Origin of the sequence: Chromobacterium haemolyticum (assembly GCF_002081825.1) — a bacterium.
GTDB lineage: Bacteria > Pseudomonadota > Gammaproteobacteria > Burkholderiales > Chromobacteriaceae > Chromobacterium > Chromobacterium fluminis.
The window spans coordinates 20762-45852 of record NZ_MUKU01000018.1; the positions used below are offsets into that span (position 1 = coordinate 20762).

The following is a 25091-nucleotide window of genomic DNA, read 5'->3' on the forward strand; positions in this document are numbered from 1 at the left end:
CTGCGCCTGCCCGGCCTGTATGTCGCTGCGTCGCATGGCAAGACGGTGGCGGCGCCTTGGCCGGGGGCGCGGGCGTCTCAATAGCGCGCCGGCCTGGCGTGGCAGGCGGCGGGGATTCCGCCGCGGGAAAGCTTGAGCCGTCGTTTGGCGACAAACGGCGGCTTTTTGCATCGGTTCGACAGCGGAGCGTAAACCGTTTCCTAGGCGAAAGCCTGACACACATCCACCCAGTCGGCCTGGGTGATGTGGTGCAGCTGCTGCGGCGACAAGCGCACCGCACTGTGGACGGCGCCGGCGGCCGGCAGCACTTCGTCGTAGGCCTGCAGCGATACGTCCAGATAGATGGGCAGCTCGGTGGCGAGGCCGAAGGGGCAGACGCCGCCCACCGGGTGGCCGGTGATGGCTTCCACCTCGTCCGGAGGCAGCATCTTGCCCTTGCCGAAGGCGTCCTTGAACTTGCGGTTGTCGATACGGGCGTCGCCGCGCGCCACCAGGATGACGTCGCGGCCGTCGTTCAGGCGGAAGGCCAGGGTCTTGGCGATGCGGCCGGGCTCCACGTCGTGGGCGGCGGCGGCTTCCGCCACGGTGGCGGTGCTGACTTCCAGCTCTATGATGGGGATGTCCAGCTGACGGGCGGCGAAAAACGCCTGAACGGACGCTAAGCTCATGGTGGCCTCAAAGCGAAGGGTGGAGCGTTTCATTATTCCGCCCCATCCTTCGCTTGTGAAGCATTTTTACTTCAGTCCTGCCGGGTGATGTCGCTGAGCTTATCGGCGATATCCTGCGAGGTGGCGGCCTGTTCTTCCGAGGCGTTGGCGATTTCCACCACGAAATTGCGCATGGTGTTGATCTCGCCAACAATGGTGTGTAGCGCCGCTTCAGCCCGTTGGAAGTCGCTTTCGGTCGTTTGCACCTGGTCGCGCCCCAGTTCGATGGCGCGCACGTTTTGCTGCACTTCTCCCTGGATCGCGCGGATCATATCGCCGATTTCCTGGGTGGCCTTGGTGGTGCGCTCGGCCAGCTTGCGCACTTCGTCCGCCACCACGGCGAAGCCGCGCCCCATCTCGCCGGCGCGCGCCGCCTCGATCGCCGCGTTCAAGGCCAAGAGATTGGTCTGATCCGCAATGTCCTTGATCACGTTGACGATCTGGCCGATGGTTTCCGAGCGCTTGCCCAGCGACATCAGGCTGTCGGCGGTCTGGCGCACCATATTGCCCACTTGCTGCATGCTCTGGCTGGTGTCGTTGACGATGGCCACGCTTTTTTTGGCCTCGCCCAGCATGAGGTCCGCGGATTCGGAAGCCGATGAAGTCTGCACCGCGACGTTTTCTATCGTGGCGCTCATCGCTTGCATATTGTCGGAGAGTTCGTTGACGCGGGCCTCCAGAAATTCGCGGCGCTGATTGCCCTGATCCTGTAATTGCTGGGCGCGGATTTCGGCGGACACGTCCTGAAAACTGGCCATGAAGCACAGCAGTTGGTCGGGATGGGCGGAGTCCCAGATCGGGAATACCTTGGTCTTGAACATGACCTCGCCCACCGGAATCATCGCGATGTGCTGGTCTATCTTGCGGCTGGCCAGGTCGGCCAGGATGCGGCGGTTGTGCTCCGGATTTTGGTGGAACTGATGAATGCTGTGGCCATGGGCGTGATTGACGTCGACGCCGGCGCGGAATTTCTGGTTCATCATTTCCCGGTGTCGGCCCAGGATGTCGTGCGCGGTCTTGTTCATGTAGAAGATCACGTTGTCGCGGCTGGTGTCGCACAGCATGATCAGATTATCGGCGTGGTCCAGCACGCTTTCCAACTGGCGCACCTGCCGCGCCGTGTCCGCGGTCTTGTCCACCGCCTTCATGAAACCGAACATCTTCGTCTCCCGCCTAGGTAGTTTTACGCTAGCAACAGCTGCTTGTGGTTTGGCTTAGACGGAAGGGGAATGCAAGCATTTTCTTGATTTAAATCAAATGCAAGACGGCGCTTTTAAACGGCTTATTTATTCTCCTAGCGGCAGCAGCAGGGTCTCCTTGACCTCTTCCATCACCACATAGCTTTTGGACTCCTTGGCCGACGGCAGCTGCAGCAGGATGTCGCCCAGCAACTTGCGGTACATCGACATGTCCGGGATGCGCGCCTTGATCAGGTAGTCGAATTCGCCGGACACCAGGTGGCATTCCAGAATTTCCGGGATGCGCATGATTTCTCGGCGGAAGGCGTCGAAAATATTGCCGGATTTGGCCTCCAGTTTGATCTCCACGAACACCAGCAGCGCCGCGCCCATCGCATGCGGATTGAGGCGGGCGTAATAGCCTTCGATGATGCCGTCGCGCTCCATCCGGCGCACTCGTTCGGTGCACGGCGTGGTGGAAAGTCCCACCTTTTCAGAGAGTTCCGTCATCGAGATGCGGCCATTCTTCTGCAGCAGCCGCAGGATTTTCAGGTCGGTTTTATCCAGCGCTTTGTCGCTGCTTGAACTTTTCTTCATGTTTTCACTATGGCTATGAAATTTTGCAGTTTAAAAATCTGTAGTCTGACGCTACTTTGGTGAAAAAACCCAGTGTTTCATTAATATACTACGCAAAATCACTATAGCCATGTAGTGCTGCAAACGGAGATGCAAAAATGAAGGTGATCGTGCTGGGCGGCGGTGTTCTGGGCGTGTCCACGGCTTGGTATCTGGCCAAGGCGGGTTGCGAGGTGACAGTGCTGGAGCGTCAGGAGGGCGTGGCGCTGGAAACCAGTTTCGGCAACGCTGGCCAGATTTCCCCCGGATACTCCACGCCCTGGGCCGCGCCGGGCATTCCGCTGAAGGCGGCCAAATGGCTGTTCCAGCGTCACGCGCCGCTGGCGGTGAAGCCGGACGGCAGCTTGTACCAGCTGCAGTGGATCGCCAAAATGCTGGCCAACTGCAATGAAGACGCTTACGCGGTGAACAAGAGCCGGATGATGCGTCTGGCCGAGTACAGCCGCGACAAGATGAAAGAGCTGCGCGCTGAAACCGGCATCGGCTACGAAGCGCGCCAGGGCGGCACGCTGCAGCTGTTCCGCAGTCAGGCTCAGGTGGACGGCGTCAGCAAGGACATCGCCGTGCTCAAGGAGTGCGGTGTGGATTTCAAAGTGTTGGACCGGGACGGCTGCGCGGAGGTGGAGCCGGCGCTGGCCAGCGTCAAGCACAAGCTCAGCGGCGGCCTGCAACTGCCCAATGACGAAACCGGCGATTGCAATCTGTTCACCGCCCGCCTGGCCGAGATGGCGCGCGCCAAGGGCGTGGAATTCCGCTTTGGCGTGACTGTGGACGGCATCGAGAGCGATGGCAAGCGCATCACCGGCATTCGCGTCGGCGACGATCTGCTGCGCGCGGACCACTACGTGGTGGCGATGGGCAGCTTCTCTCGCGACATGGTCAAGTCGCTGGGCATCGACATCCCGGTCTACCCGGTCAAGGGCTATTCGCTGACCGTGCCGATCACCAATCCGGCCGGCGCGCCGGTGTCCACTGTGCTGGACGAAACCTACAAGGTGGCGATCACCCGTTTCGACGACCGTATCCGCGTCGGCGGCATGGCCGAGCTGTCCGGCTACGATCTGTCGCTGAATCCGCGTCGCCGCGAAACGCTGGAAATGGTGGTGGGCGATCTGTACCCGAACGGCGGCGACATCCCGGCCGCCAGCTTCTGGACCGGCCTGCGCCCGATGACGCCGGACGGCACCCCCATCGTGGGCGGCACCCGCTTCGCCAATCTGTCGCTGAACACCGGCCACGGCACCCTGGGCTGGACCATGGGCGCCGGCTCCGGCAAGGTGCTGGCTGACATCATCACCGGCGCTAAGCCGGAGATCAGCCTGGACGGTCTGTCCATGCAGCGCTACGCCAAACAGGGCGAGACCCTGGTGGTGCCGGCCGCGCGGCCGGCCGTGGCGGGCGTCTGAGCATGCGGCCGCTGATCGCCACCATCCGCACCCAATACCTGCGCGACAACTATCTGCTGGCCAAGCGCCAGCACGGCGGGCGGGTATTGGCGGTGCTGAAGGCCAACGGCTACGGCCACGACGCGGCGCGTTGCGCCCAGGCGCTGGCCGATGTCGCCGACGGTTTCGCCGTCGCCTGTCTTGAGGAGGCGCTGCACCTGCGCGCCGCCGGCGTGAGCGCGCCCATCCTGCTGCTGGAAGGCGTGTTCGAGGCGGCCGAGCTGGCCGAAGTCGAGCGCCACCGGCTGTGGCTGGTGGTGCAGAGCGAAGAACAGCTGCGCATGCTGGAAGAGGCCCAGCCGGCCGCGCCGTTCCGGGTTTGGCTGATGCTGGACAGCGGCATGCACCGCGAGGGCTTCTTGCCGCGGCATTACCGCGCGGCCTGGGAACGGCTGCAGGCCAGCGGCAAGGCGGAGAGCATCGTCAAGATGACCCACTTCGCCCGCGCCGACGAGCCGACGGTGCCGATGACCTTGGCGCAGATCGAAAGCTTCGACGCCGCCACCGCGGGCTTGCCGGGGGAGGAGAGCGTGGCCAATTCCGCCGGCATCCTGTGCCATCCGCGGTCGCGTCGCGACTGGGGGCGCGCCGGCATTCTGCTCTACGGCGCCAGCCCCTTGCCGGCGGGTTTTCCGCAAGGCGATGCGTTGAAACCGGTGATGCGGCTGAGTAGCCGCATCTTCGGCGTGCGCGAGCTGGCCGCCGGCGAGCCTATCGGCTACGGCAACAACTTTGTCACCGATCGGCCGACCCGGGTGGGCCTGATCGCCGGAGGCTACGCCGACGGTTATCCGCGGCTGGCGTCCAGCGGCAGCCCGGTGGTGGTGGACGGCCGCCGTTCGCGCATCATCGGCCGGGTGTCCATGGACATGATCACCGTGGACTTGAGCGACTTGCCCGCCGCGGGCATCGGCAGTGAGGTGGAGTTGTGGGGCGACACCGTGTCGGTCAACGAGGTGGCCGCCGCCGCCGGCAGCATTGCCTATGAATTGCTGTGCAATATCAAGCGCGCCCACTTTATGTTCGAATAAGTTTTTTCTGATCTTCTGAAAGATATTTCAGAATCAAACGACTAAAAGGAAAGCCCGGCCATTGGCCGGGTTTTTTTATTTATATTGCATTTTGTGTTGCACTGATGCCGCAAGGCTGGCATCAAGGCTGGGTAATAGTGTCATTATTTGATAATTATTCTCATTAGTCTGGACGCGACATGGAATTTCTGTTTTCCTTTATTTAAAAATAGTTACGAATCCGATGATGATTAAATACAAAAAACCATCTCCAGCCCAGTTCTGGCGGATGGCGGGGATCGTTTGTTGGGGCGCGGCGGCGCAGGCCACGGAAGTGCCCGGCATGTCTGGCAGCATGCATCAGCAAATGGAAAACGATTCGCGGCGCCTGTTGCAGGACAACAGCCGCCGCTTCGACGCCATCATTCAGCAACATCGGCTGCGGCAAATGCAGCCGGACAGCAATATGATGCGGCGGCCGCAAGCCGCGGACATGAGCGAGCTGGACTGCCTGCGCGTCAAGGGCGTGCGTCTGGCCGGCATCAAGCTGTTGAGCCGAAAGGAAGTGGCTTCGCTGGGTGAATTGGCCAGCGACTGCCTGAACAACGAGGAGCTGAACCGCTATAGCCGCGCCTTGACCCAGCTCTATCTGAAGAAGGGCTATATCGCCGCGCGCGTGGCGGCCGAAGGCCCGGACGAGCAGGGCGTGCTGACCTTGCGCGTGCATGAAGGCAGGGTGGAGAAAATCGTCAGCGACGACCGGCGCAGCAATCCGGCCACCCTGTTTCCCGGCGTGGTCGGCCGGCCGCTGAACATCCACGACGCCGACCAGGGGCTGGACCAGGCCAATCGCCTGCCGTCCAGCAAGGCGACGCTGGACATCCTGCCCGGCGAAACCGTCGGTGGTTCCATTCTCAGCTTGCGCAACAACAAGGATGCGCCCTGGCGTTTGAGCTTCAACGCTGACAACACCGGCCGCGACAGCACCGGGCGGGTACAGGCCGGGGTGGGCCTGTCCTGGGACAGTCCGCTGGGCTTGTCCGATTTCGTCAGCGTGTCGGCGCAGCGCACCAGCAACGACAACGCAGTGCGGCACAGCCGCAGCGAATCGCTGTTTTACTCTCTGCCCTATGGCTATTGGACTTTCAGCGCCTTCATCAGCCGCGCCGATTATCTGAACACGCAACAGCTTACTAATAATCTGGTGCAACTGTCCGGCAGCACCGCGCAGAGCGGCTTGCGCGTGGATCGGGTGCTGAGTCGCGGCCAAAACCAGACCACCTCGCTGATGGCGCAGCTAATCCATAAACGGGTGCGCAATTACATTCAGGATGCGGAGTACGCAGTGTCCAGCCCCACGCTGAGCGTGGCCGAACTGGGTTTGTCGCGTTTGCAATTGCTCAGCGGCGGCGTGTTGATCGCGGACGCCGGCGTGCAGCGCGGTACGCGCTGGCTGGGCGCGAATGCGCCGGACCCGCGCGCGTCGGACGGCCCCAATCCGCAGTTCACCAAGTGGAAGGCTTCGCTGAATTGGTTTCAAAGCCTGGGCCTGCCCGGCGGGCCTTACCAGCTCAACAGCGCGCTAACGGGTCAGACCAGCCGCGACTATCTGCCCGGCGTTGAGCAGATGGATGTGTCCGACGCCAGCGCGGTGCGCGGTTTCCGCCGCAACTTTCTGGCAGGAGAAACTGCCTGGTCCTGGCGCAACACCTTGTCGCGTCGTTTCGAGGTGGCTGGAGTCGGCGTGACGCCGCGGATTGGTCTGGACGGAGGTCGGGTGCTGCCGCTTGGTTCAGTCCAGCAATGGCAGAGCATTGCCGGTGCCAGCCTGGGCCTGGCCTTCAGCTATCGCAAGGCCAGTCTGGATCTGGAATACAGCCGGCCCTTGTACAAGCCCGCCGGCTGGCAGCAGGAAGGCCATCAGCTGTTCGCCAGGCTGGCATTGTCCTGGTAATGCTTTTGGTATTTATTTTTTGACGTGGACGTTTTTTGAAAGAAATTAATCGCGAAAGCGACTAAGCGATATTGGCAGTATTTCATTTGAATGGATTTAAAAAGAGACGTAGATTCGAAATCAAACGTATGTTTCATTGGGGTGGATCCGGCTGGCAGGCCGGCGCAGTCCGCGGAACATGGGTTGTCCGGATAGACGGTTTTGGACCGAATCTGCTTGTTCTCTGAATGAACGGGACTCAAATCATGAAGAAAAAAATAAATTTCGGCTTATCGGTGACGGGGAAAGTGGCCGCGGCGCTGACCCTGGCGTTTTGGGCGGTGGAAGCCGCGATGGCGGCCGGCATCGTTGCCGGCGGCAACGGCGCGCAGCCGCAGGTGAGCAACGCCGCCAACGGCGCGGCGGTGGTCAATATCGTGGCGCCCAGCGCCGCGGGCCTGTCGCATAACCAATACCAGGATTTCAACGTGGGCAAGCCGGGCGCGGTGTTCAACAACTCCGCCGCCGGCGGCCAATCGCAGCTGGCCGGTCAGTTGGGCGCCAACGCCTTGCTGGGCGGGCGCGAAGCCAGCGTGATCTTGAACGAAGTGATCAGCCGCAATCCGTCCTTGCTGTTGGGCAAGCAGGAAGTGTTTGGCAAGGCCGCCGACTATGTGCTGGCCAACCCCAACGGCATCACGTGCAGCGGCTGCGGCTTTATCAACACCCCGCGCGCATCGCTGCTGGTGGGCAACGCCAATATCGAGAACGGCGCCATCGCCTCCCTGCAGGCGGCGATGAACGGCAACGCGCTCACCGTTAACGGCGCCAGTCTGAGCGGCGTCAATGTGTTGGATTTGATCGCGCCGCGCATTGATGTGCGCGGCAATGTGGCCGCGCGCGAGCAGCTTAATGTCCGCGCCGGCTTCAACCTGGTGGATTACCAAGGCAAGGACGCCAAGGTGCTGCGCAGCGACAAGGCCCCCGAGGGCGTGGGCTCGCTGGACAGCGTGTTCCTGGGCGCGATGCAGGCCGGCCGCATCAATATCATCAGCACCGCAGACGGCGCCGGCGTCAATGTGGGCGGCAGTCTGAACGGCGCGCAAGAAGTGTCGGTGGAGGCGCGCCAAGGAAAATTGGCGTTGGAAGGCGCGCAGATCCGCGCCAGCGAAGGCAAGGTGGCCCTGTCCGCGCGCCAGATCGACAGCCGCGGTCGGGCGGAAACCTCCACCACCCAAGATAGCGGCCACGACGAGAGCTGGTTCATCTGGAAAACTGGTGAAAGCAATACCGCCAGCAATGGCAGCGACACCCGCATCAAGCGCAGCGTCATCAGCGCGCGCGACGATGTGAGCCTCAGCGCCGGCGACGCGGTGACCTTGGCCGCCACCGACATCAGCGGCCGCAATGTGGCGCTCAGCGGCAAGGATTTGACGCTGGACAGCCAAGTGGCGGACAGCGCGTCCAGCAACAGCAATCACGCCTGGAAAAACTCCTGGGCCTATAACCGCGACCAAAGCGAAACCAGCCAGCGTCAGGAAGGCGTGCGCATCCGCGCCGAGCAGGACGCCACGCTGACCGCGGCGGCGACGGCGGCGGACAACCAGGCGGTGGACAACCAGGCGGTGGACGGCGCGCAGCCGCGCGGCCAGATCGCCATCCGCGGCGGCAGCGTCAGCGCCGGCCAGGACATCCGTCTGCAGGCCGACGGCGGCGTGAAGCTGAGCGGGGTGACGGAAACCGACACCCGCAGCGATAGGGGCAATCGCAAGAACGACGGCGCCAGCCTGGAAACCGGCTCTTGGGACCATGCTTCCAGCGAGCAACGGCTGGCGCAAAGCCAGCTGCGCGCCGGGCGCGATCTGGATATCCGCGCTAGCGGCGATATCGACGCCAAGGCGGCCAAGCTGACCGCCGGCCGCGACGCCTCCCTGGACGCGGGCGGCGCGCTCGGCCTGGGCGTGCAGCAGACGACAAACCAGAACAGCCAGCGCAACGACCAGGTGTACTGGGGCGGCATCGGCGGCGGTGGCAACCGCGACAACGGCAAGACCGATACAGTCAACACCGGCAGCGATCTGACCGCCGGCGGCAAGCTGACGCTGCGCGGCGACAGCGTGGCCATCGCCGGCAGTCGCGCCCGCGGCGAGCAGGATGCGGTGGCGATCAGCCGCAACGGCGACATCAGCATCGACAGCGTGGTCAACCAATCGCAAACCCGCACCGATCAGCGCAGCGGCACCGCTTTCAACATCACCAAGAGCAGCAGCAAGGGCAATGCCAGCCAGCAGCAGGCGGTCAACGCCGAGCTGAAGTCTGACACCAATCTGAGCATCCAGTCCGCCAAGGACGTGGCGATCAGCGGCAGCCAGGTGCGCGCCGGCGGCGAGTTGAACGTGGCCGCCAACGGCGACATCAAGGTGGCGGCGTCGCAGACCCGCGACACGGTGAAGAGCAAGGACACCGAGCTGGCGCTGCGCGGCGTCGGCGAGGTCACCGGGGACAAGCAGTACCGCGGCGGCGTGCGCATCGAGCACAGCAGCAGCAGCGTGGACCGCGACGCGACCCAGAACCAGGCGGCGACGCTCTCCGGCGACAAGGTGGCGCTCAATGCTCAGGGCGATCTGACCGTGACCGGCTCCAAACTGAACGCCGGCGCCGGCGGCGCGGGCCTCAGCGGCCAGAACGTCAGCCTGAACGCGGCGCAGGACACGGTGAAGGAAAGCAAGAGCAGCAGCGTCACCGGTGGCGGCATCTATATCGACGCCGGCCTGGACAAGACCGGCGTGGCGCTGGGCGTGGACCAGAAGAACAGCCGCAGCCAATCCGACAGCAGCACCGCCCAGGTCAGCGCCATCAACTCCAAGGGCGGCGTCAGCATCATCGCCGGAAACGGCGACGGCGACATCCGCAATCAGGGCACCCAGGTCAAGGCTGAGGGCGACATCAAGCTGGCTGGCGGCCGCATCGACAACCAGGCGGCCAACAGCACCCAGAAAACCACTACCGACAACAGTCATTGGGGCGTGGAAGTGGGCGTCAACGCCGATTACAGCGGCGTGACCCGTCCGCTGGTGGCGGCTGGCGAAAAAGTGGTCAAGGGCGATGTGATCGGCGCGGCCGGCGCGGCCGGCGATCTGGGCGCGGCCAATCTGGGAGTGGATGTAGGCGTCAAGGCCGGCGTCGGCTCGGAAACCCGCCAGTCCAGCACCGCGCAGGCCAGCAGCCTGAACGGCGGCAATATCAAGGTGGACGCCAAGGCCGGGCTGAACGATCAAGGCACCCAGTACCAGGCCGGCAACACGGTGGAGATCAAGGCGGATAGCCATCAGTTCAGCGCCGCGGCCAATACCCAGAGCCAGAGCGGCAGCAAGACCGAGGCCGATGTCGGCGTGCGCGTCTACACCACCACCGGCGAAGACGTGAACGTCAAGGCGGCCGGCAGCGGCAGCACGGTGACCAGCGCTTCGTCCAGCTCCACCGCGGTGACCGGCGGCATCCGCGCCGGCAACGGCGTCAAGGTGGAGGTGGACAACAACGCCGCCTACCAAGGCGTGACCATCGCCGGCGGCAAGGGCGCGGCCAGCGTCAGCGCCGGCGGCGACCTGAGCTTCACCCAGGCGAACAACAGCAGCAGCAGCGAGCAGCGCACCGTGGGCGGCAAGGCCAACCTGGCCATCACCACTAGCCCGATCGAAGGCGGCGGCAAGAATGTCGGCGGCAGCGGCGGGGTGGCGGTGAACGTGGACAAGCAGCAAGCCAAGCCCAGCACCGCGGTGACCGGCGGCGTGGACGCCGATGCTGGCGTGGCATTGACGGCCGGCGGCAAGCTGGCCCTGCAGGGCGACAAGATCGCCAGCCGCGGCGACGTGGCGCTGAAGGGCGACAAGGTGGAGTTCAAGGCCGCCGAATCCAGCGCCGAGAAGTCCGGCAACCAGTGGGGCTTCGATGTCAAAGCCGGCGGCAGCCAGAGTAATGGTCAGGAGAAGGCAAGCAAGGGTTTCAACGTGGGCGCCGGCGGCAATTACGCCAGCACCGACGAGTCCAGCCGCAGCCAGACCGGCGGCAGCGTGATCAGCGGCGGCCAAGCCAGCATAGAAGCCGGCAACGGCGGCATCCGCCTGAGCGGCACCCAGGTGCAGGGCGACAGCGCCAAGCTGAATAGTCAGGGCGATAGCCGCCTGGAGTCGGCGCAGTCCAGCAGCCAGCGCAACAACTGGAGCGTGGCCGGCAATATCGGCGGCGGCAACAAGGCCAATAGCGACAAGGAAAACGGTCAGATCAAGCCGGACAGCACCAAGAACGTGCATGACGTCAAGGCTGGCTTGGAGGTGAAGGTGGATCAGCAGGACAAGCTGAGCAACGCCAACGCCAGCGTGACCGCCAAGCAGCAAGTGGAACTGAACGCCGAGGGCAACGCCACCCTGGCCGGCGCCAATGTCAGCGGCAAGACCGTCGGCGGCCAGGTGGGCGGCAAGCTGGCGCTGGAGAGCCGTCAGGATCGCGACAACAGCGTGAAGGTGGATGTGTCGCTGGGCGTCAACAGCTCCAACGGCAAGGAGGCCAGCTTGGTCGATCAGGCCGCCGACAAGGCCGGTCCGCTGAAGGACAAGGTGAAAGAGAAGGGCACCGAGCTGGTCAACGCCGCGTCCGACAAGGTGAAGGAGAAGTATGACAGCTTTGCCTTCAACAAGGGCCTGAAGGAAGACACCACCAATGCGGTGAGCTTCAACGTCAACAGCGAAACCGTCACCCTGCCCGAGAAGCCAACCTCCGGACCGGCCAAGTCCGGCACGCTGGACACCCTGGCGCGGAAAGGCGGCAACACGCTGAAGGACAAGCTGCTGAACGCTCAGGACAAGGGCACCGAGCTGAAGGCCGACGTGGATGTCAGCGTTAAACGTGACAACTCGGTGGGCGCCGTCACCGGCATCGCCGGCGCCGACGGCGTGACGTTGCAAGTGGGCGGTAAGACCCAGCTGACCGGCGCGACCGTGTCGTCCGCCAACGGCAAGGTGAACCTGGGCGATTCCAAGGTGGAAACCGCCGACATTGCCACCGAGCGCTACAAGGGCGGCGGCGGGGTCAAGCTGAACAGCACCCCGTCCGGCATCCTGAAGCAGGCGGTCAGCGACGTGACTTCCGGCAAGGCGCCGCTGATCCGCGCCGAGCATGAGAGTACGCCGACTGTGGTGAAAGGCGGCATCCAGAGCAAGTAAGACGCTGGATCCAAGCGAAAACCCCCGCCAGGCAACTGGCGGGGGTTTTGTTTTTAGCCGGCTGCTCTCACAAGGGAATGAACTCGGTCTCGCCCGGCACCATCGGGAAACGCTGGGCGATCCAGTCCGCGCGCGCCTGGGCCAGCCGCTCGCGGCGGCTGGACACGAAGTTCCAGTCCAGGTAGCGCGGGCTGGCCGGCGGCGTGCCGCCCAGCAGCATCACCCGGCTGTCGCGCCGCGCGATCAGTTCGCCACCCTGGCCGGTTCGCAGCAGGCCCAATTCGTTGGCGTTCAGCGTGGCGCCGTCCACGTCCAGCTTGCCGGCGGCGACATAGGCGGCCAGTTCGTCCACGCCTTCCGGCAGCGTCAGCTGCGCGCCGGCCGGCATGAGGGCGCTGGCGTAGAACACCGGCAGCGGATAGGCGACCGGCGAGCGACGGCCCCAGCCGGCGCCGATCAGCAGGTTCAGTTCCACCCCGTCCTGGTTCCAGCGCGGCAAGTCCTCGGCCGGGTAATGGGCGAAGGCCGGCGCGCATTCCTCCAGTTCATCCGGCAGCGCCAGCCACAACTGCATGCCTTCCACCGCGACGCCTTGCTGGCGGATGTCGGCCGGCACCCGCTCGGAGTGGGTGATGCCGCTGCCGGCGGTCATCAGATTGACCGCGCCGGGCGCGATGCGCTGCACCGTGCCCAGGCTGTCGCGATGCATCATCGCGCCGGAGAACAGATAGGTGACGGTGGCCAGGCCGATGTGAGGGTGAGGCCGCACATCGCCGGCGCTGCCTTCGGCGGCGAAATGGGCCGGGCCCATGTGATCGAGAAACACGAAGGGGCCGACGCGGCGCGCCTGTCGGGTGGGCAACAGCCGGCGCACCGGAAAGCCGATGTCGCGGTCCAGGCTGGCGATGGTTTGGGTAAGCAGTGGCATGGCGGCTCCAGCTTAGGGTTTGAGGGTCAGAAGCGTCCGTCGCGGAAATCAGCTATGGCTTCTTCCACTTGCTCGCGGGTATTCATCACAAACGGCCCCCACTGGGCGATGGGTTCGCCCAAGGGTTTGCCGGCAATCAGCAGCAAGCGGCTGTCGGCGGAAGCGCGGAGGCTGACGCCGTCGCTGCCGATACGGTTGTCCAGCACCGCCATCTGCCTTGCCTTGACGCCGCGCCGCTGTGCGCCGACGGCGATCTCGCCCTGGTAGACGTAGATGAAAGCGTTGTGGCCGGTGGGTATCTCCAGCGCCTCTTCGCCTCCGGCGTCCAGATGCAGATCCAGATAGAGCGGTTCAGTGAGCTCGCGCTCCACCGCGCCGGCCTGGCCGCGCCAATGCCCGGCGATCAGCCGCGCCGCGCCTTGGGCTGGTGCAGACGGAATCTCGGCGGCGGGAATGTCGCGATACCACGGCGCGCGCAGCTTGCGCTCCGCCGGCAGGTTCAGCCACAACTGGAAGCCGTGCATCAGGCCGTCTTCCTGTTCCGGGAGTTCGGAATGGACGATGCCGTGGCCGGCGGTCATCCATTGCACGCCGCCGGGTCCGAGCAGGCCTTCGTTGCCGGCGTTGTCGCGGTGGCGCATGCGGCCGGCCAGCATATAGGTGACGGTTTCGAAGCCGCGGTGCGGATGGCTGGGGAAGCCGGCGTTGTAGTCGCCGGGGTTGCCGGAGCGGAACTCGTCCAGCATCAGGAAAGGGTCCAGCCGCCGCTGAAGATCGGCGCTGAGCACGCGCAGCAGGCGCACGCCGGCGCCGTCGGTCACCGCTTGGCCGTTGACCAGACGCTCCGCTTCCCGGCTGATGAAAGGGTGTTGCATGACCATGTCTCCCTGTGGGGCCGGACTAGCGTCCGGCGGTTGGCATGGTCGGATTATTGCGCGTCGCCGCGGCGCTTGATAGCGCAAAGAATTGCGCGCCAAGTTCAAATTATTTGAAGGCGAGGCGGCGGGGTTCAGCCCAAGGCGTTCTGCTGGCTTTGGTTGCGCAGGTAGTCTTCCAGCGCGTGGCCGGCGGACAGGATGTGGAAGCGGATGAATTCCGAGGCTTCATCTGCCTTGCCTTGGCGCGATAGCTCCAGCAGCTTGCTGTGTTCCTCGTGGGCCCGTTCCATGGTGCGGGTGAACAAGATCTGCATCCGGGTGTAGCGATCGGTCTTATTGTGCAGTTGCTCGATCAGCGCCAGCGTGTTCGGCCGCTTGGCGGCTCGGTACAGTGCCAGGTGGAAGCGAGAGTTCAACTCGCCCCAGTGGCGCACGTCGTTGTTGCGCAGCGCTTGTTCGAATTCGCGCAAGGTTTGCTGGGCCAGATCGTGATCGGCCTTGGTGTGACAGGGGATGGCGGCTTTAAGAACCGAGCCCTCCAGCATCGCGCGGATTTCCAGCAGCTCCAGCACGTCTTCCAGCGACAACTTGGATACCAGCGCGCCCTTGTGGTCGATGATCTGGATCAGGCCTTCGGCTTCCAGCTGGCGCAGCGCCTCGCGCACCGGCACCCGGCTGACGCCGTATTCATTGGATAGCGCCTCTTGGCGCAATTGTTGGCCATCGGGGAATTCCCCGGAGAGAATGCGCTGGCGCAAGGATTCGGTTACGGCACTGGTGAGCGTCTGGCGCTTGATCGGCTGCATGGTGGTCATGGTGGTGGGTGTCGTCGTCAGTCAAGCGGTGTCATGCAAATGTATTCGATTATACGGAGCTTGAACTGTCAGACAAGGCCCAAAACTGACCTTATGAGTCGCAAAAATGAAAAAACCCGGCATTTGGCCGGGTTTTTGAAGATTTGGGGTGGATGATGGGGCTCGAACCCACGACAACAGGAATCACAATCCTGGACTCTACCAACTGAGCTACATCCACCGCAGAAAGCGGTGAGTCGACGCCATGAAGCGGCAACTTAAAATAGGGTGGGGTGGATGATGGGGCTCGAACCCACGACAACAGGAATCACAATCCTGGACTCTACCAACTGAGCTACATCCACCACTGAAAAAACGACTGCATTGTACCACAACTACTTTGGCGCGCCCGACAGGACTCGAACCTGTAACCCCCGGCTTAGAAGGCCGGTGCTCTATCCGGTTGAGCTACGGGCGCTCAGGTCGGGTTTTGCCTCGTCTGGTCGGGGCGGCGGGATTCGAACTCGCGACCCCCTGATCCCAAATCAGGTGCGCTACCAGGCTGCGCTACGCCCCGACGACAGAGACCGCAACTATACGGATGGCGATTTAGGCTGTCAACACCCGTTTGCAATTAATTTTAGGCCGGTTGGAGGCGCAATATTGAGAGGACGGCGAGCGGGTTGGTAGTTCCCTTTACTTATCTTGATGTTAAGTCAGTTTTGTTGCGCAGCGGCATTTCGGAAACGGCCGAAAAATGCGAGAATATGCGCCTTCTTTTTCAGCTTCTTTATGGAACCGGCCCATGGCAGCACAACTGATTGACGGCAAAGCGGTAGCGGAAAAACTGATCGCCCAAGTGGGCGAGGGCGTGCAGGCGCGCCTGGCCGCGGGCAAGCGCGCCCCGGCGCTGGCGGTGATTCTGGTGGGCGAGGACCCGGCGTCCGCGGTGTACGTGGGCAGCAAGAAGCGCTCCTGCGAGAAAGCCGGCATCCGTTCCTTGGCCTATGATCTGCCGGCCGGCACCAGCCAACAGGAACTGCTGGATATCATCGACCGCTTGAACGCCGACGCGGACGTCGACGGCATTCTGGTGCAGCTGCCGCTGCCCAAGCAGATCGATCCGCAGGCGGTGATCGAGCGCATCGATCCTAAAAAGGATGTTGACGGTTTCCATCCCTATAATATGGGCCGGCTGGCGATCAAGATGCCCTTGCTGCGGCCGTGCACCCCGCGCGGCGTGATGACGCTGCTGGAAGAGTACGGCATTGATCCCAAGGGCAAGAAGGCGGTGATTGTCGGCGCGTCCAATATCGTAGGCCGTCCGCAGGCGCTGGAAATGCTGCTGGCGCGCGCCACGGTGACGGTGTGCCACAGCGCCACCGCCGATCTGGCCGCCGAAGTGGCCGCGGCCGACATCGTCGTGGCGGCGGTGGGCATTCCCAATTTCGTCAAGGGCGAATGGATCAAACCGGGCGCGGTGGTGATCGACGTGGGCATCAACCGTCTGGACAGCGGCAAGCTGTGCGGCGACGTGGAGTTCGCCGCGGCGGCCGAGCGCGCCGGCTTCATCACCCCGGTGCCGGGCGGCGTGGGGCCGATGACGGTGGCCACCTTGCTGCAGAACACTCTGGATTCCGCCAATATGCACGCTTGAACGGCGCGCCGTTCAGCCGAAAACGCCATCGCCGCTTCCGCGGCGGCGGCGTTTTTGTTTTATCGGCGGGCGATAGGGCCGGCGCTTGCAAACAAAGCGAGACGTTGGCGGCCCGGCTATCGTAAAATCGACGGTTTTAGTTCGCAGTAAGCAAATCCGATCATGAGTCAAGACAAGCAGTCGGCCACGCTGTTGATCAGCGCGCCGGACAAGAAGGGCCTGGTGGCGGCCATCGCCAACTTCCTGATGACCTACAACGCCAACATCATGCACGCGGACCAGCATCAGGACACCAGCGAAAACCTGTTTCTGATGCGGGTGCAGTGGGACGTGAACGGCTTCACCCTGCCGATGGAGAACTTCGCCGCCGCCTTCCAGCCGATTGCCGACGAACACGCGATGAACTGGAAAGTGTCGCTGTCCACCCGCAAGCCGCGGATGGCCATCTTCGTGTCGCAGTACGAGCACTGCCTGGTGGACCTGATGCACCGCTGGCGCATCGGCGAACTGGACTGCGAGATTCCGCTGGTGATTTCCAACCACGAAACCTGCCGCCGGCTGGTGGAGTTCAACGGTATCCCCTTCCATGTGATCAAGGTCACCAAGGACAACAAGGTCGAGGCCGAGGCCGAGCAGTTCCGCTTGTTGGAAGAAGCCGGCGTGGACTTCATCGTGCTGGCTCGTTATATGCAGATTCTGTCGCACAAGTTTGTCGAGCGGTATCCGGACCGGGTGATCAACATCCATCACAGCTTCTTGCCCGCCTTCGATGGCGCCAAGCCCTACCACCGCGCTTTTGCGCGCGGGGTAAAGCTGATCGGGGCCACCAGCCACTATGTGACCGAGGACCTGGACGAAGGCCCGATCATTGAGCAGGAAGTCACCCGCATTTCTCATCGCGACGAGGTGGACGACTTGATCCAGAAAGGCCGCGATCTGGAGAAAGTGGTGCTGTCGCGCGCCGTGCGCTGGCATATGGACAACCGCGTGCTGTCCTATAACAACAAGACGGTAGTCTTTGACTGAGAGCGGACATGCGCCTGCTGATTGACGATGTGGTGGATTTGCTTCGCTTCCGGGTCAAGCCCCTGGACGAGTATCAGTATCCGCGCTGGCAGACCCTGCTGTTTCTGATGGCGCTGGGCCTGGTGGCCAGCGCCGACACGGCCGAACTGGGCAACAACCTGACTGGCCGCATGCTGTTCATGGTGTTGTTCACCTTGGCGGAAACTCTGTGCTTCGCCGGCTTCATCGGTTTATGGCTGCGTTTTGCCAAATGGGACGGTCATGGCTCGCTGTTCGGCCTGGTGGCGGTGGCCAGCGGCCTGCAGTTCGTCGAGCCGCTGACCAGCTGGTTGCCGGACGACGCGGCGCTGGCGGTCAACGCGGTGTTGTCCATCTTCGGCATTCTGGTGCTGGTCAACGCGCTGGCCGTGGTGTCCGGCATTCACCGGCTGCGGGTGGCGCTGGGCGTCTTGTTGTTCGCGCCGGTGGCCATGGTGTTGCTGGCCGGGGCTTTGTCGTTGGGTTCGGCCGCGGGTTGGGTGAATTTGCCGGCGGGTGTGGCGGACAGCGCGCGCGGGGCGGAAAGCTCGGCGCCCATTGCCGGCATCTGAGCCGCATCGGGAGCCGCATCGGGAGCCGGAAAAAAACAGGACATGCCTAGGCATGTCCTGTTTTCCGTTGCGGGGCGGCATTCAGTCCACTTTGGCGATGTCCACCTTGGCGATGTAGCGGGCCAGCCCCAGCAAAGCGCGCAGCGCGTCGCCCTTGGCCGTGACCTCGCCGCGCAGCCGCGCGTAGCGGCGCAGGATGGCGCGGCCTTCTATGAACAAATCCATATCGGTGTCCGGCGACGATACCAGCGCGATGCGTTCGATCTCTCCCTGCGGGCGCGGCTGACCCTGCGCTATGCACAGGTAAACCTTGTGCGCGTTGAACGGGGTGATGTGATCGAACAGGTACAGCATGGAGTTGATGCGCAAGCCGGTTTCTTCCCGCACTTCGCGGATCAGCGCCTGAGAGCGCAATTCACCGCGGGCGGCTTTGCCGCCAGGAAGATTGTAGCGGCCGCCTCTGGCCGCAGTGACCAGCACGCCATCGGGTAGCTCGATAATGGCGGTTGCGCGCCTGGCCAGGTCAGCGGGCAGGCGCTCGTTTCTTTTTTCTTCCAAAACGCTCATTCTTCAAAAAATTAGTTAGGGCCACTGTCGAGAGCGGCCCTGGATATTATTCTTCCGATTCTAAAGCACTAGACCGATCAGTCCAATAAGCTGTGCTCAAAATTTGTTCAAATATAGGATTGGAATCCGATTTATTGCAGTGATATGCGTTTTGAAAATTGGCTTGAAATATTTGGAGGGTGTTTACGATCTCGAAAGCCAAGTGGGGGCGCAAGGCGCACTCGCCGGGCCACGTCTCGCGGTATCGCCACAGCGCAGCAGATCGTAAGCAGGTAGAGCCGCTAACAAAACTCAGTTTCACGGCTGAGACAAGGCGCGCCGACGCAGGCAGTACTTGAGTACGGCAAGTCGGCGCAACGCAGCATCAGGGGGGGTAACGGGGCTAAATCAGCTTGATCAGCAGGCCACCCAGACCCACCAGCAGGCAGTAGTAGCCAAATGGCCGCAAGGATTCGATCTCGCTTTTCTTGAAGTAGCGCATCAAAAAAGCCGTGCTGGCGTAAGCGCAGGCGCCGGACAGCAGGCCGCAGGCCAGAAGCAGCCCTGCCGAAGCTTGGCTGTGCGCCAGCTTGGGCACTTCCAATACGCCGGCGGCAGCGATGATGGGGGTGGCCAGCAGGAAAGAGAAACGCGCGGACGAGGCGTAATCCAGGCCGTGAGCGAGGCCGGCCACCAGGGTGGCGCCGGAGCGGGAGAAGCCGGGCAGCAGGGCCAGGGCCTGGCCCGCGCCTATCTTGATTGCGCCGGACAAGCTCAACTTGTCCAGGTCCAAATGGGATTGTTTCCCTTTCAGGCGATCTCCCCAGAGCAGGAGTAGACCGTTCAGGCTGAGGAAGATCAGCACCGCGGTGGCGCTGGCGAACAGCGCGCGCAGCTGCTTCTCCAGCAGCAGGCCCAGCAGGCCGGCGGGAATGGTGCCGGCGATCAACAGCCACATTAGCCGAGCTTCCGGGTTGTCGGCTTTGCCTCGGGCTTTCAGGAAGCCGCCTATCAATCTCAGCCAGTCGCGGCGGAAATACAGCAATAGCGCGGCGGCGGTGCCCAAGTGCAGCACCACCATGAAGGGCAGGAAGTCCGGGCTTGTGCGGTTGATGGACCAGTGCAGCCAGTCCGGTATCAGCACACCGTGCCCCAGGCTGCTGATGGGGAAAAGTTCGCTGACGCCTTGGATGACGGCAAACAGCAGGGCTTCTATAGGATTCATGGCGGGTCCTGTGGCGGTGGGCGGCGGCTTGCGCCGGCCTGCTTATCAACGCCGCCGCCGCGGACCGGTTGACCGGCTCAGTTGCGCTGCCTGCGCTCCAGCTCCTGTTCCTCCTCTTCCAGACGCCGGCGAATGGCGGAGAAGAAGCGGTGAATGCCGTGCACAGACTCGGACAGCTCGGCCAGGCATTGTTGGCGTCGCTCGGGCGTCAGCGCGGGCACTTGCACTTCCGGGGCCGGATTGCGCTCGAAAGCCAGGGTCAGGATGGGCTCCAGCAGCGGTGCCTGTTCCGGATCGTCGAACAGCAGGCCCCAGTCCTCGTTCAGCAACTGCATGCCTTCGGAAAAGCCTTCGGCCCAGTCGTTGCCGCGGATCTCGCCGGCGGCGTCTGGCTCCAGCCAGGGTTGGAAGGCGCCGTCCTCGCGCAGCGCGGCGGAGATGTCCAGCCAATGCCCCATCAGCAGCTTGGCGAACTGTTCCAGCGCCTTGTCGCTGGGAAAGGCGGAATCGTCGTCGAAGGCGTCGCCGATGATGAGGGGCAGGCATTCGGTCGGCTTGATCTGCTCCGGACCGCTGAGCAGGGCGGCGAAAAAGCCGTCCAGGCGCTCCAGGTTCATGCCATGTTGCGGCAGAAAGCGGTTCAGGGTGGAGGCCAGGCGTTGGTAGTCGGCGTCGGAAAGCGGGGTATGGCTCATGGCGGACCAGGGCTAGGGGGGAAAAGCCCATTATCCGCCATCTGGCGGCGGAGCGCATCGCCAGCCGCGCGGCGCTTAACAATCGCGATGCGGAGGGCTTGACGGCTCTGTTACAATTGTTCTTTTTTGACCCAACCTCCAATAGGTTTCCATCATGTTGACCGTGTATAACACCCTGACCCGCCAGAAAGAAGAGTTCAAACCCATCGAGCCCGGCAAGGTGTGTATGTACGTGTGCGGCATGACGGTGTACGACCTCTGTCATATCGGCCACGCGCGCATGCTGACGGCCTTCGACCTGATCTACCGCTGGTTCGCCGCTTCCGGCTACGACGTCAATTACGTGCGCAACATCACCGATATCGAGGACAAGATCATCAAGCGCGCCGCCGAGCGCGGCATCCTGCCGCAGCAATTGGTGGAAGAGACCATCGCCGACATGCATCAGGACGCGGCGGCGCTGGGCCTGTTGCCGCCCACCTTTGAGCCGCGCGCCACTCAGCACGTGCCCGGCATGGTGGCCTTGATCGAAAAGTTGATCGTCAACGGCAAGGCCTACGCCGCCGACAACGGCGACGTATATTACGCTGTGCGCGAGTTCGAGGGTTACGGCAAATTGTCCGGCCGCACCCTGGACAAGCTGCGCGCCGGCGAGCGGGTGGAAGTGGACCCGCACAAGCGCGACCCGCTGGACTTCGTGCTGTGGAAGGCCGCCAAGCCGGGCGAGCCGTCCTGGGACAGCCCATGGGGACAGGGGCGTCCGGGTTGGCACATCGAGTGCTCGGTGATGAGCTGCCACCATCTGGGCGAGCAGTTCGACATCCACGGAGGCGGCGAGGATCTGCAGTTCCCGCATCATGAGAACGAAATCGCCCAGTCCGAGGGCGCTCACGGCCACCAGTACGTCAATTACTGGCTGCACAACGGCTTCATCAACGTCGACGGCGAGAAAATGTCCAAATCGCTGGGCAATTTCTTCACCATCCGCGACGTGCTGGGCCATTTCGACGGCGAGGTGATCCGCTTCTTCATCGTGCGCAGCCATTACCGCAGCCCGGTGAACTACACCGACAGTATTCTCGTCGACGCCAAGCACGGCCTGACCCGGCTCTACACCGCCTTGCGCGGCTTGGAGCTGCCGGCTTCCACAGGCATAGACTGGAAGGACCCGTTCGCCGCTCGTTTCCAGGCGGCGATGAACGACGACTTCAATTCCTCTGAGGCGGTGGCGGTGCTGTACGAACTGGCCGGCGAAGTCAACAAGAGCCGCGATCCGCGTCAGGCGCGCCTGCTGAAGGACTTGGGCGGCGTGTTGGGTCTGTTGCAGCGCGACCCGGAAGACTTCCTCAAGGGCGGCGTCAGCGCCGGCGAGTTGACGGCCGAAGCCGTGGAAGCGTTGATCCAGGCGCGCAAGGACGCGCGCGCGGCCAAGAACTGGGCGGAATCCGACCGTATCCGCGATGAGTTGATCGCCAAGGGCATTGTGCTGGAGGACGGCGCCCAGGGCACTATCTGGCGTCGCGCCTGAGCTGTCGCCGCCGTGGTTGGCAGTGGATTTGGCACTTGTCAAGCGGCGGCAAAGCGCGGATAATCGATAGTTTCGCAAGCAGTACAGGCAAATCCCCTGTACCCGATTTGAAAGGAAGACACATGAAAACCGATATTCACCCGAATTACAAAGATCTGACTGTTACCTGCTCCTGCGGTAGCCAGTTCGTGACCAAGTCGACCATGTCCAAGGACGCGTTCGGCATTGAAGTTTGCTCCAACTGCCACCCGTTCTACACCGGCAAGCAGAAGATCGTCGACACCGCCGGTCGCGTTGACAAGTTCAACCAAAAGTTCGGCGGCTTCTTCAAGCGCTAAGCGCGGAGCGAGTTGGACACCCAGAAAAAGGCAGCCCAGGCTGCCTTTTTTCTATGATTCCGGCGCGCGGCCGGTTGCAGGTCCTGGCAGATCCCCGCCGGACGCGCGCGTATCCACATCTGCAAGGTTGAGGCCATGGCGATCCACATCGTTTACCTGTCCCACGGCGGCAAGAAATACTACGACCAGACCCGCTTTTCCGTGTTGAGCCTGTTGCACTTGCTGCTAAAGCAGCAGCGGCAGGACGTGAAGATCATGGTGTACACCGACGCGCCGGACAGCGTGCCCGCGCACCCGCTGGTCCGCACGGAGACCTTGAGCCGGGCGCAATTGCAAGCTTATCGCGGCCAGTTCGACTACGTGCACCGCATCAAATTGGAAGTGATGTTGAAGGCGGCGCGCGAACTGGGCACCGCCGTGCTGTACGTGGATTGCGACACCCGCTGGCTGCGCGTGCCAGACGAGTTGTTCGCCCGGCTGGAAGAGGGGAAGGCCAGTTGCATGCACGTCAACGAAGGCGTGTTCGGCCCCGGCTTTTTCCCGGACTATCTCGCCGCGGTGGACAAGCACGGCGCCGAGTTGCGCAAGATGGGGGTGGCCGACGTCCAGGGCCTGGCGATGTGGAACGCCGGCGTGGTCGGCGCTTCCGCCGGCATGGTGCCCTTCTTCGAAACCGCCTTGCGCCTCAACGACTTCCTGCTGCCGCGCGTGGAAGCGCGCAACTGGACCGAGCAGCTGGCCTGGTCGCTGGTGGCCTGCGACGGCCGCGAGCCGCTGGCGCTGGGGGATGCGCTGCACCACTACTGGAACTACAGTTACGAGGCGCCGCTCTACCTGGCGGAGGTGTTCGCCGGCATGGCGCCGGAATGGGACGTGGCGCGTCAGGCCGAGTACTGCGGCGAATTCGCTTGGGACGAGTCGCGCTTGAAGGCGATACAGGCCGATCCCGAGCATAAGCGTCAGCGCCGTCGCAACAAACTGCGCAATTCCATTTCCAAGCGCAAGGTGGATTGGCGCATTCTGATCGCCCGGCTGCGCGGCGCATTGCCGTCGGCCGATTGAAACCGTTTGAACGAGACTCATGCTCACTTATTCGGAACAATCCCAAACCCTGGCCAAGCCTACGGAAAAACCGTGGATTCTGCTGCTGCTGTGTTTCGTCTGGCTGTGGCCGGGCATCATAGGCCACGATCCGTGGAAGCCTGACGAGCCCTTTGTGCTGGCGGCGGTGCAGGGCATGCTGGACACCGGCAATTGGCTGTTGCCCACGGTGCAAGGCGCGCCCTACCTGGATAGTCCGCCATTGTACTATTGGGTGGCGGCCATCATGGTCAAGCTGCTGTCTCCCTGGTTGCTGGCGGCGCACGACGCGGCGCGGCTGGCCACGCCCTTGTTCATGGCCTTGGCCTTGCTGCTGGCCGGCATGGCCGGCCGCGATCTGATCGGCCGCCGTCACGGCCGCAGCGTGGTGATGGTGCTGATAGGTTGCGTAGGCCTGGTGGAAACCGGCCATCAGCTCACCTCGGTGGTGTCCGGTTTCGCCGGTTTCGCGGCCGCCTTCTACGCCTTGTCCTTAACCCTGCGCTCGCCCGGCCTGGCCGGCGCTTTGCTGGGCGCGGCCAGCACGGCGATCTTCCTCAGCGCCAGCCTGATGGAGCTGATGTTGCTGTGGATGGTGGTGTTGTTGCTGCCGGCATTCTCCGCCTGGCGCAGCAAGCAGTACGCGATTACCGTGCTGCTGGCCTTGTTGATCGCCGCGCCCACCTCCTTGGTGTGGCCGCTGGCGCTGGCCAAGAGCCATCCGGACGCGTTCAGCCTCTGGTGGAACGACTACTCGCTGGGCCAGCTCAACGGCTTCGGCCGGGTGCAGTTGTTTCACGACTTCGGCTACTACAGCCTGAACGCCCTGTGGTTCGCGTTCCCGGCCTGGCCGCTGGCCGGCTGGACCCTGTATCGCAACCGGGAGCGGCTGGATCAGGCGCGCTTGCAGCTGCCGCTGATGTTCTTCGCCGTGGTGTTGATTCTGCTGACCTTGTCCAGCCGGCCCAATATGACCTATGCGATGCCGCTGCTGCTGCCGCTGTCCTTGCTGGCGGCGGTGGAGCTGGACAACCTCAAGCGCGGCGCGGCGGCCTTTCTCAACTGGTTCGGCCTGATGACTTTCGGCTTCTTCGCTCTGCTGGTGTGGTCCGGCTGGGCGGCGATGAACTTTGGCTGGCCGCAAGGCCTGGCCGGGCGCGCCCAGTACTTCAGCCCGTATTACCAAGTGCATGTCTCCAGCCTGGCGGCGGTGTGCGCGGTGATCGCCACTCTGGTGTGGCTATGGGCCTTGACGCGCAAACATTTGCGCGGCCGTCAGGCCATCAGCAACTGGGCGGCGGGCCTGACCCTGCTGTGGGGCTTGGGCATGACCTTGTGGCTGCCTTGGTTCGACGCCGCCAAGAGCTACCGGCCGGTGGTGGAGCGGATGATGAAGGCGTTGCCGGCGGACGCCGCCTGCGTGGCGACCGAGAGCCGCAACCAGTTGGCGTTGATCAGCTGGCGCTATTACGCCGGCCTGGATCTGGTGTCCTATCCGGAGGGCAACGCCTCGCCTTGCGACTACCAACTGGTGGTGCGCTCTGAGGACGAGGGTATTGCCGAGCCGGGCTGGGAGGTGTTGTGGTATGGCTCCCGGCCGCGCGAGCAGAATATGATGTTTGCGTTGCTGAGGCGGGTCCACTCGCGCTAGCCATGAAAAACCCCCGCATCAATTGAA

20 protein-coding genes and 4 tRNA genes are annotated in these 25091 nt (G+C 63.3%); 11 read left to right on the plus strand and 13 right to left on the minus strand.

Going from position 1 to position 25091, the window contains the following annotated elements; translation table 11 throughout:
• Positions 1-200: 200 nt before the first annotated feature.
• The 3 genes from B0T39_RS14490 to B0T39_RS14500 form a co-directional block, all read right to left on the minus strand.
• Positions 201-668: a YbaK/EbsC family protein gene (locus B0T39_RS14490; RefSeq protein ID WP_043641076.1), complete on the minus strand. Its 468-nt coding sequence runs from the start codon at positions 666-668 to the stop codon at positions 201-203.
• 71 nt (positions 669-739) lie between these two features.
• On the minus strand, positions 740-1867 hold the full coding sequence (locus tag B0T39_RS14495; RefSeq protein ID WP_081547797.1) for a methyl-accepting chemotaxis protein: 1128 nt from the start codon (positions 1865-1867) through the stop codon (positions 740-742).
• A gap of 126 nt (positions 1868-1993) precedes the next feature.
• Positions 1994-2482, minus strand: a complete 489-nt coding sequence (locus B0T39_RS14500; RefSeq protein ID WP_081547799.1) for a winged helix-turn-helix transcriptional regulator — start codon at positions 2480-2482, stop codon at positions 1994-1996.
• A 137-nt stretch (positions 2483-2619) separates the two neighbouring features.
• On the opposite strand from B0T39_RS14500, the gene B0T39_RS14505 reads away from it, so the two are divergent.
• The 4 genes from B0T39_RS14505 to B0T39_RS14520 all read left to right on the plus strand — a co-directional run bounded on the left by B0T39_RS14505 (position 2620) and on the right by B0T39_RS14520 (position 12128).
• On the plus strand, positions 2620-3927 hold the full coding sequence (locus B0T39_RS14505) for a D-amino acid dehydrogenase (RefSeq protein ID WP_081547801.1): 1308 nt from the start codon (positions 2620-2622) through the stop codon (positions 3925-3927).
• A gap of 2 nt (positions 3928-3929) precedes the next feature.
• Complete coding sequence (gene alr, locus B0T39_RS14510) at positions 3930-4997, plus strand: alanine racemase (RefSeq protein ID WP_081547803.1); 1068 nt, start codon at positions 3930-3932, stop codon at positions 4995-4997.
• A gap of 226 nt (positions 4998-5223) precedes the next feature.
• Positions 5224-6930, plus strand: a complete 1707-nt coding sequence (locus tag B0T39_RS14515) for a ShlB/FhaC/HecB family hemolysin secretion/activation protein (RefSeq protein WP_176219557.1) — start codon at positions 5224-5226, stop codon at positions 6928-6930.
• 245 nt (positions 6931-7175) lie between these two features.
• Positions 7176-12128, plus strand: coding sequence for a hemagglutinin repeat-containing protein (locus tag B0T39_RS14520; RefSeq protein ID WP_176219558.1), 4953 nt, complete (start codon positions 7176-7178; stop codon positions 12126-12128).
• A gap of 67 nt (positions 12129-12195) precedes the next feature.
• On the opposite strand, the gene B0T39_RS14525 is transcribed toward B0T39_RS14520, so the two are convergent.
• The 7 genes from B0T39_RS14525 to B0T39_RS14555 all read right to left on the minus strand — a co-directional run bounded on the left by B0T39_RS14525 (position 12196) and on the right by B0T39_RS14555 (position 15305).
• Positions 12196-13056 carry a pirin family protein gene (locus tag B0T39_RS14525; protein ID WP_081547809.1) on the minus strand — a complete coding sequence of 287 codons (861 nt, stop codon included), beginning with the start codon at positions 13054-13056 and terminating at the stop codon, positions 12196-12198.
• A 26-nt stretch (positions 13057-13082) separates the two neighbouring features.
• Positions 13083-13931, minus strand: coding sequence for a pirin family protein (locus B0T39_RS14530; protein ID WP_081547811.1), 849 nt, complete (start codon positions 13929-13931; stop codon positions 13083-13085).
• Between the two features lie 134 nt (positions 13932-14065).
• Positions 14066-14749: a GntR family transcriptional regulator gene (locus tag B0T39_RS14535; protein WP_081547813.1), complete on the minus strand. Its 684-nt coding sequence runs from the start codon at positions 14747-14749 to the stop codon at positions 14066-14068.
• A 144-nt stretch (positions 14750-14893) separates the two neighbouring features.
• Positions 14894-14969 (minus strand) — tRNA-His (locus B0T39_RS14540).
• 48 nt (positions 14970-15017) lie between these two features.
• Positions 15018-15093, minus strand: a tRNA-His gene (locus B0T39_RS14545).
• A gap of 36 nt (positions 15094-15129) precedes the next feature.
• Positions 15130-15206: transfer RNA gene (locus B0T39_RS14550), tRNA-Arg, on the minus strand.
• 22 nt (positions 15207-15228) lie between these two features.
• Positions 15229-15305, minus strand: a tRNA-Pro gene (locus B0T39_RS14555).
• A gap of 228 nt (positions 15306-15533) precedes the next feature.
• Between B0T39_RS14555 and folD the strand changes: the two genes are divergently transcribed.
• The 3 genes from folD (at position 15534) to B0T39_RS14570 (ending at position 18001) form a co-directional block, all read left to right on the plus strand.
• Positions 15534-16385 carry a bifunctional methylenetetrahydrofolate dehydrogenase/methenyltetrahydrofolate cyclohydrolase FolD gene (folD, locus tag B0T39_RS14560; protein ID WP_081547815.1) on the plus strand — a complete coding sequence of 284 codons (852 nt, stop codon included), beginning with the start codon at positions 15534-15536 and terminating at the stop codon, positions 16383-16385.
• Between the two features lie 162 nt (positions 16386-16547).
• Positions 16548-17411, plus strand: coding sequence for a formyltetrahydrofolate deformylase (gene purU, locus B0T39_RS14565; protein ID WP_081547817.1), 864 nt, complete (start codon positions 16548-16550; stop codon positions 17409-17411).
• Positions 17412-17419: 8 nt separating this feature from the next.
• A complete protein-coding gene (locus B0T39_RS14570) occupies positions 17420-18001 on the plus strand; it encodes a hypothetical protein (RefSeq protein ID WP_081547819.1) in 582 nt (193 codons plus the stop codon).
• Between the two features lie 81 nt (positions 18002-18082).
• Here the strand turns inward: B0T39_RS14570 and B0T39_RS14575 are convergent, their stop codons facing one another.
• The 3 genes from B0T39_RS14575 to B0T39_RS14585 all read right to left on the minus strand — a co-directional run bounded on the left by B0T39_RS14575 (position 18083) and on the right by B0T39_RS14585 (position 20467).
• Entirely contained in the window at positions 18083-18568 is a 486-nt protein-coding gene (locus tag B0T39_RS14575) for an NUDIX hydrolase (RefSeq protein ID WP_081547821.1), read from the minus strand.
• A gap of 382 nt (positions 18569-18950) precedes the next feature.
• Positions 18951-19772, minus strand: a complete 822-nt coding sequence (locus tag B0T39_RS14580) for an undecaprenyl-diphosphate phosphatase (RefSeq protein ID WP_081547823.1) — start codon at positions 19770-19772, stop codon at positions 18951-18953.
• Positions 19773-19849: 77 nt separating this feature from the next.
• Positions 19850-20467, minus strand: a complete 618-nt coding sequence (locus B0T39_RS14585; RefSeq protein ID WP_081547825.1) for a UPF0149 family protein — start codon at positions 20465-20467, stop codon at positions 19850-19852.
• Between the two features lie 154 nt (positions 20468-20621).
• On the opposite strand from B0T39_RS14585, the gene cysS reads away from it, so the two are divergent.
• The 4 genes from cysS to B0T39_RS14605 all read left to right on the plus strand — a co-directional run bounded on the left by cysS (position 20622) and on the right by B0T39_RS14605 (position 25064).
• Positions 20622-21995: a cysteine--tRNA ligase gene (gene cysS / locus B0T39_RS14590; RefSeq protein WP_081547827.1), complete on the plus strand. Its 1374-nt coding sequence runs from the start codon at positions 20622-20624 to the stop codon at positions 21993-21995.
• 122 nt (positions 21996-22117) lie between these two features.
• The gene (gene rpmE, locus B0T39_RS14595; protein ID WP_043634312.1) at positions 22118-22333 is read left to right on the plus strand and encodes a 50S ribosomal protein L31; all 216 of its coding nucleotides are present in this window, start codon (positions 22118-22120) and stop codon (positions 22331-22333) included.
• A 135-nt stretch (positions 22334-22468) separates the two neighbouring features.
• Positions 22469-23395, plus strand: coding sequence for a hypothetical protein (locus tag B0T39_RS14600; protein ID WP_081547829.1), 927 nt, complete (start codon positions 22469-22471; stop codon positions 23393-23395).
• 19 nt (positions 23396-23414) lie between these two features.
• Positions 23415-25064: an ArnT family glycosyltransferase gene (locus tag B0T39_RS14605; RefSeq protein ID WP_081547831.1), complete on the plus strand. Its 1650-nt coding sequence runs from the start codon at positions 23415-23417 to the stop codon at positions 25062-25064.
• The last annotated feature ends 27 nt before the right edge of the window (positions 25065-25091 follow it).

Excerpts from the sequence above, each read along its gene's own strand:
- B0T39_RS14600 (WP_081547829.1), top strand. The coding sequence starts at position 22,469 with ATGGCGATCCACATCGTTTACCTGTCCCACGGCGGCAAGAAATACTAC.
- B0T39_RS14580 (WP_081547823.1), bottom strand. The coding sequence starts at position 19,772 with ATGAATCCTATAGAAGCCCTGCTGTTTGCCGTCATCCAAGGCGTCAGC.
- rpmE (WP_043634312.1), top strand. The coding sequence starts at position 22,118 with ATGAAAACCGATATTCACCCGAATTACAAAGATCTGACTGTTACCTGC.
- folD (WP_081547815.1), top strand. The coding sequence starts at position 15,534 with ATGGCAGCACAACTGATTGACGGCAAAGCGGTAGCGGAAAAACTGATC.
- B0T39_RS14520 (WP_176219558.1), top strand. The coding sequence starts at position 7,176 with ATGAAGAAAAAAATAAATTTCGGCTTATCGGTGACGGGGAAAGTGGCC.
- B0T39_RS14585 (WP_081547825.1), bottom strand. The coding sequence starts at position 20,467 with ATGAGCCATACCCCGCTTTCCGACGCCGACTACCAACGCCTGGCCTCC.
- B0T39_RS14535 (WP_081547813.1), bottom strand. The coding sequence starts at position 14,749 with ATGACCACCATGCAGCCGATCAAGCGCCAGACGCTCACCAGTGCCGTA.
- cysS (WP_081547827.1), top strand. The coding sequence starts at position 20,622 with ATGTTGACCGTGTATAACACCCTGACCCGCCAGAAAGAAGAGTTCAAA.
- B0T39_RS14500 (WP_081547799.1), bottom strand. The coding sequence starts at position 2,482 with ATGAAGAAAAGTTCAAGCAGCGACAAAGCGCTGGATAAAACCGACCTG.
- B0T39_RS14505 (WP_081547801.1), top strand. The coding sequence starts at position 2,620 with ATGAAGGTGATCGTGCTGGGCGGCGGTGTTCTGGGCGTGTCCACGGCT.
- B0T39_RS14530 (WP_081547811.1), bottom strand. The coding sequence starts at position 13,931 with ATGCAACACCCTTTCATCAGCCGGGAAGCGGAGCGTCTGGTCAACGGC.
- B0T39_RS14515 (WP_176219557.1), top strand. The coding sequence starts at position 5,224 with ATGATTAAATACAAAAAACCATCTCCAGCCCAGTTCTGGCGGATGGCG.
- B0T39_RS14495 (WP_081547797.1), bottom strand. The coding sequence starts at position 1,867 with ATGTTCGGTTTCATGAAGGCGGTGGACAAGACCGCGGACACGGCGCGG.
- B0T39_RS14525 (WP_081547809.1), bottom strand. The coding sequence starts at position 13,056 with ATGCCACTGCTTACCCAAACCATCGCCAGCCTGGACCGCGACATCGGC.
- purU (WP_081547817.1), top strand. The coding sequence starts at position 16,548 with ATGAGTCAAGACAAGCAGTCGGCCACGCTGTTGATCAGCGCGCCGGAC.
- alr (WP_081547803.1), top strand. The coding sequence starts at position 3,930 with ATGCGGCCGCTGATCGCCACCATCCGCACCCAATACCTGCGCGACAAC.
- B0T39_RS14570 (WP_081547819.1), top strand. The coding sequence starts at position 17,420 with ATGCGCCTGCTGATTGACGATGTGGTGGATTTGCTTCGCTTCCGGGTC.
- B0T39_RS14490 (WP_043641076.1), bottom strand. The coding sequence starts at position 668 with ATGAGCTTAGCGTCCGTTCAGGCGTTTTTCGCCGCCCGTCAGCTGGAC.
- B0T39_RS14575 (WP_081547821.1), bottom strand. The coding sequence starts at position 18,568 with ATGAGCGTTTTGGAAGAAAAAAGAAACGAGCGCCTGCCCGCTGACCTG.
- B0T39_RS14605 (WP_081547831.1), top strand. The coding sequence starts at position 23,415 with ATGCTCACTTATTCGGAACAATCCCAAACCCTGGCCAAGCCTACGGAA.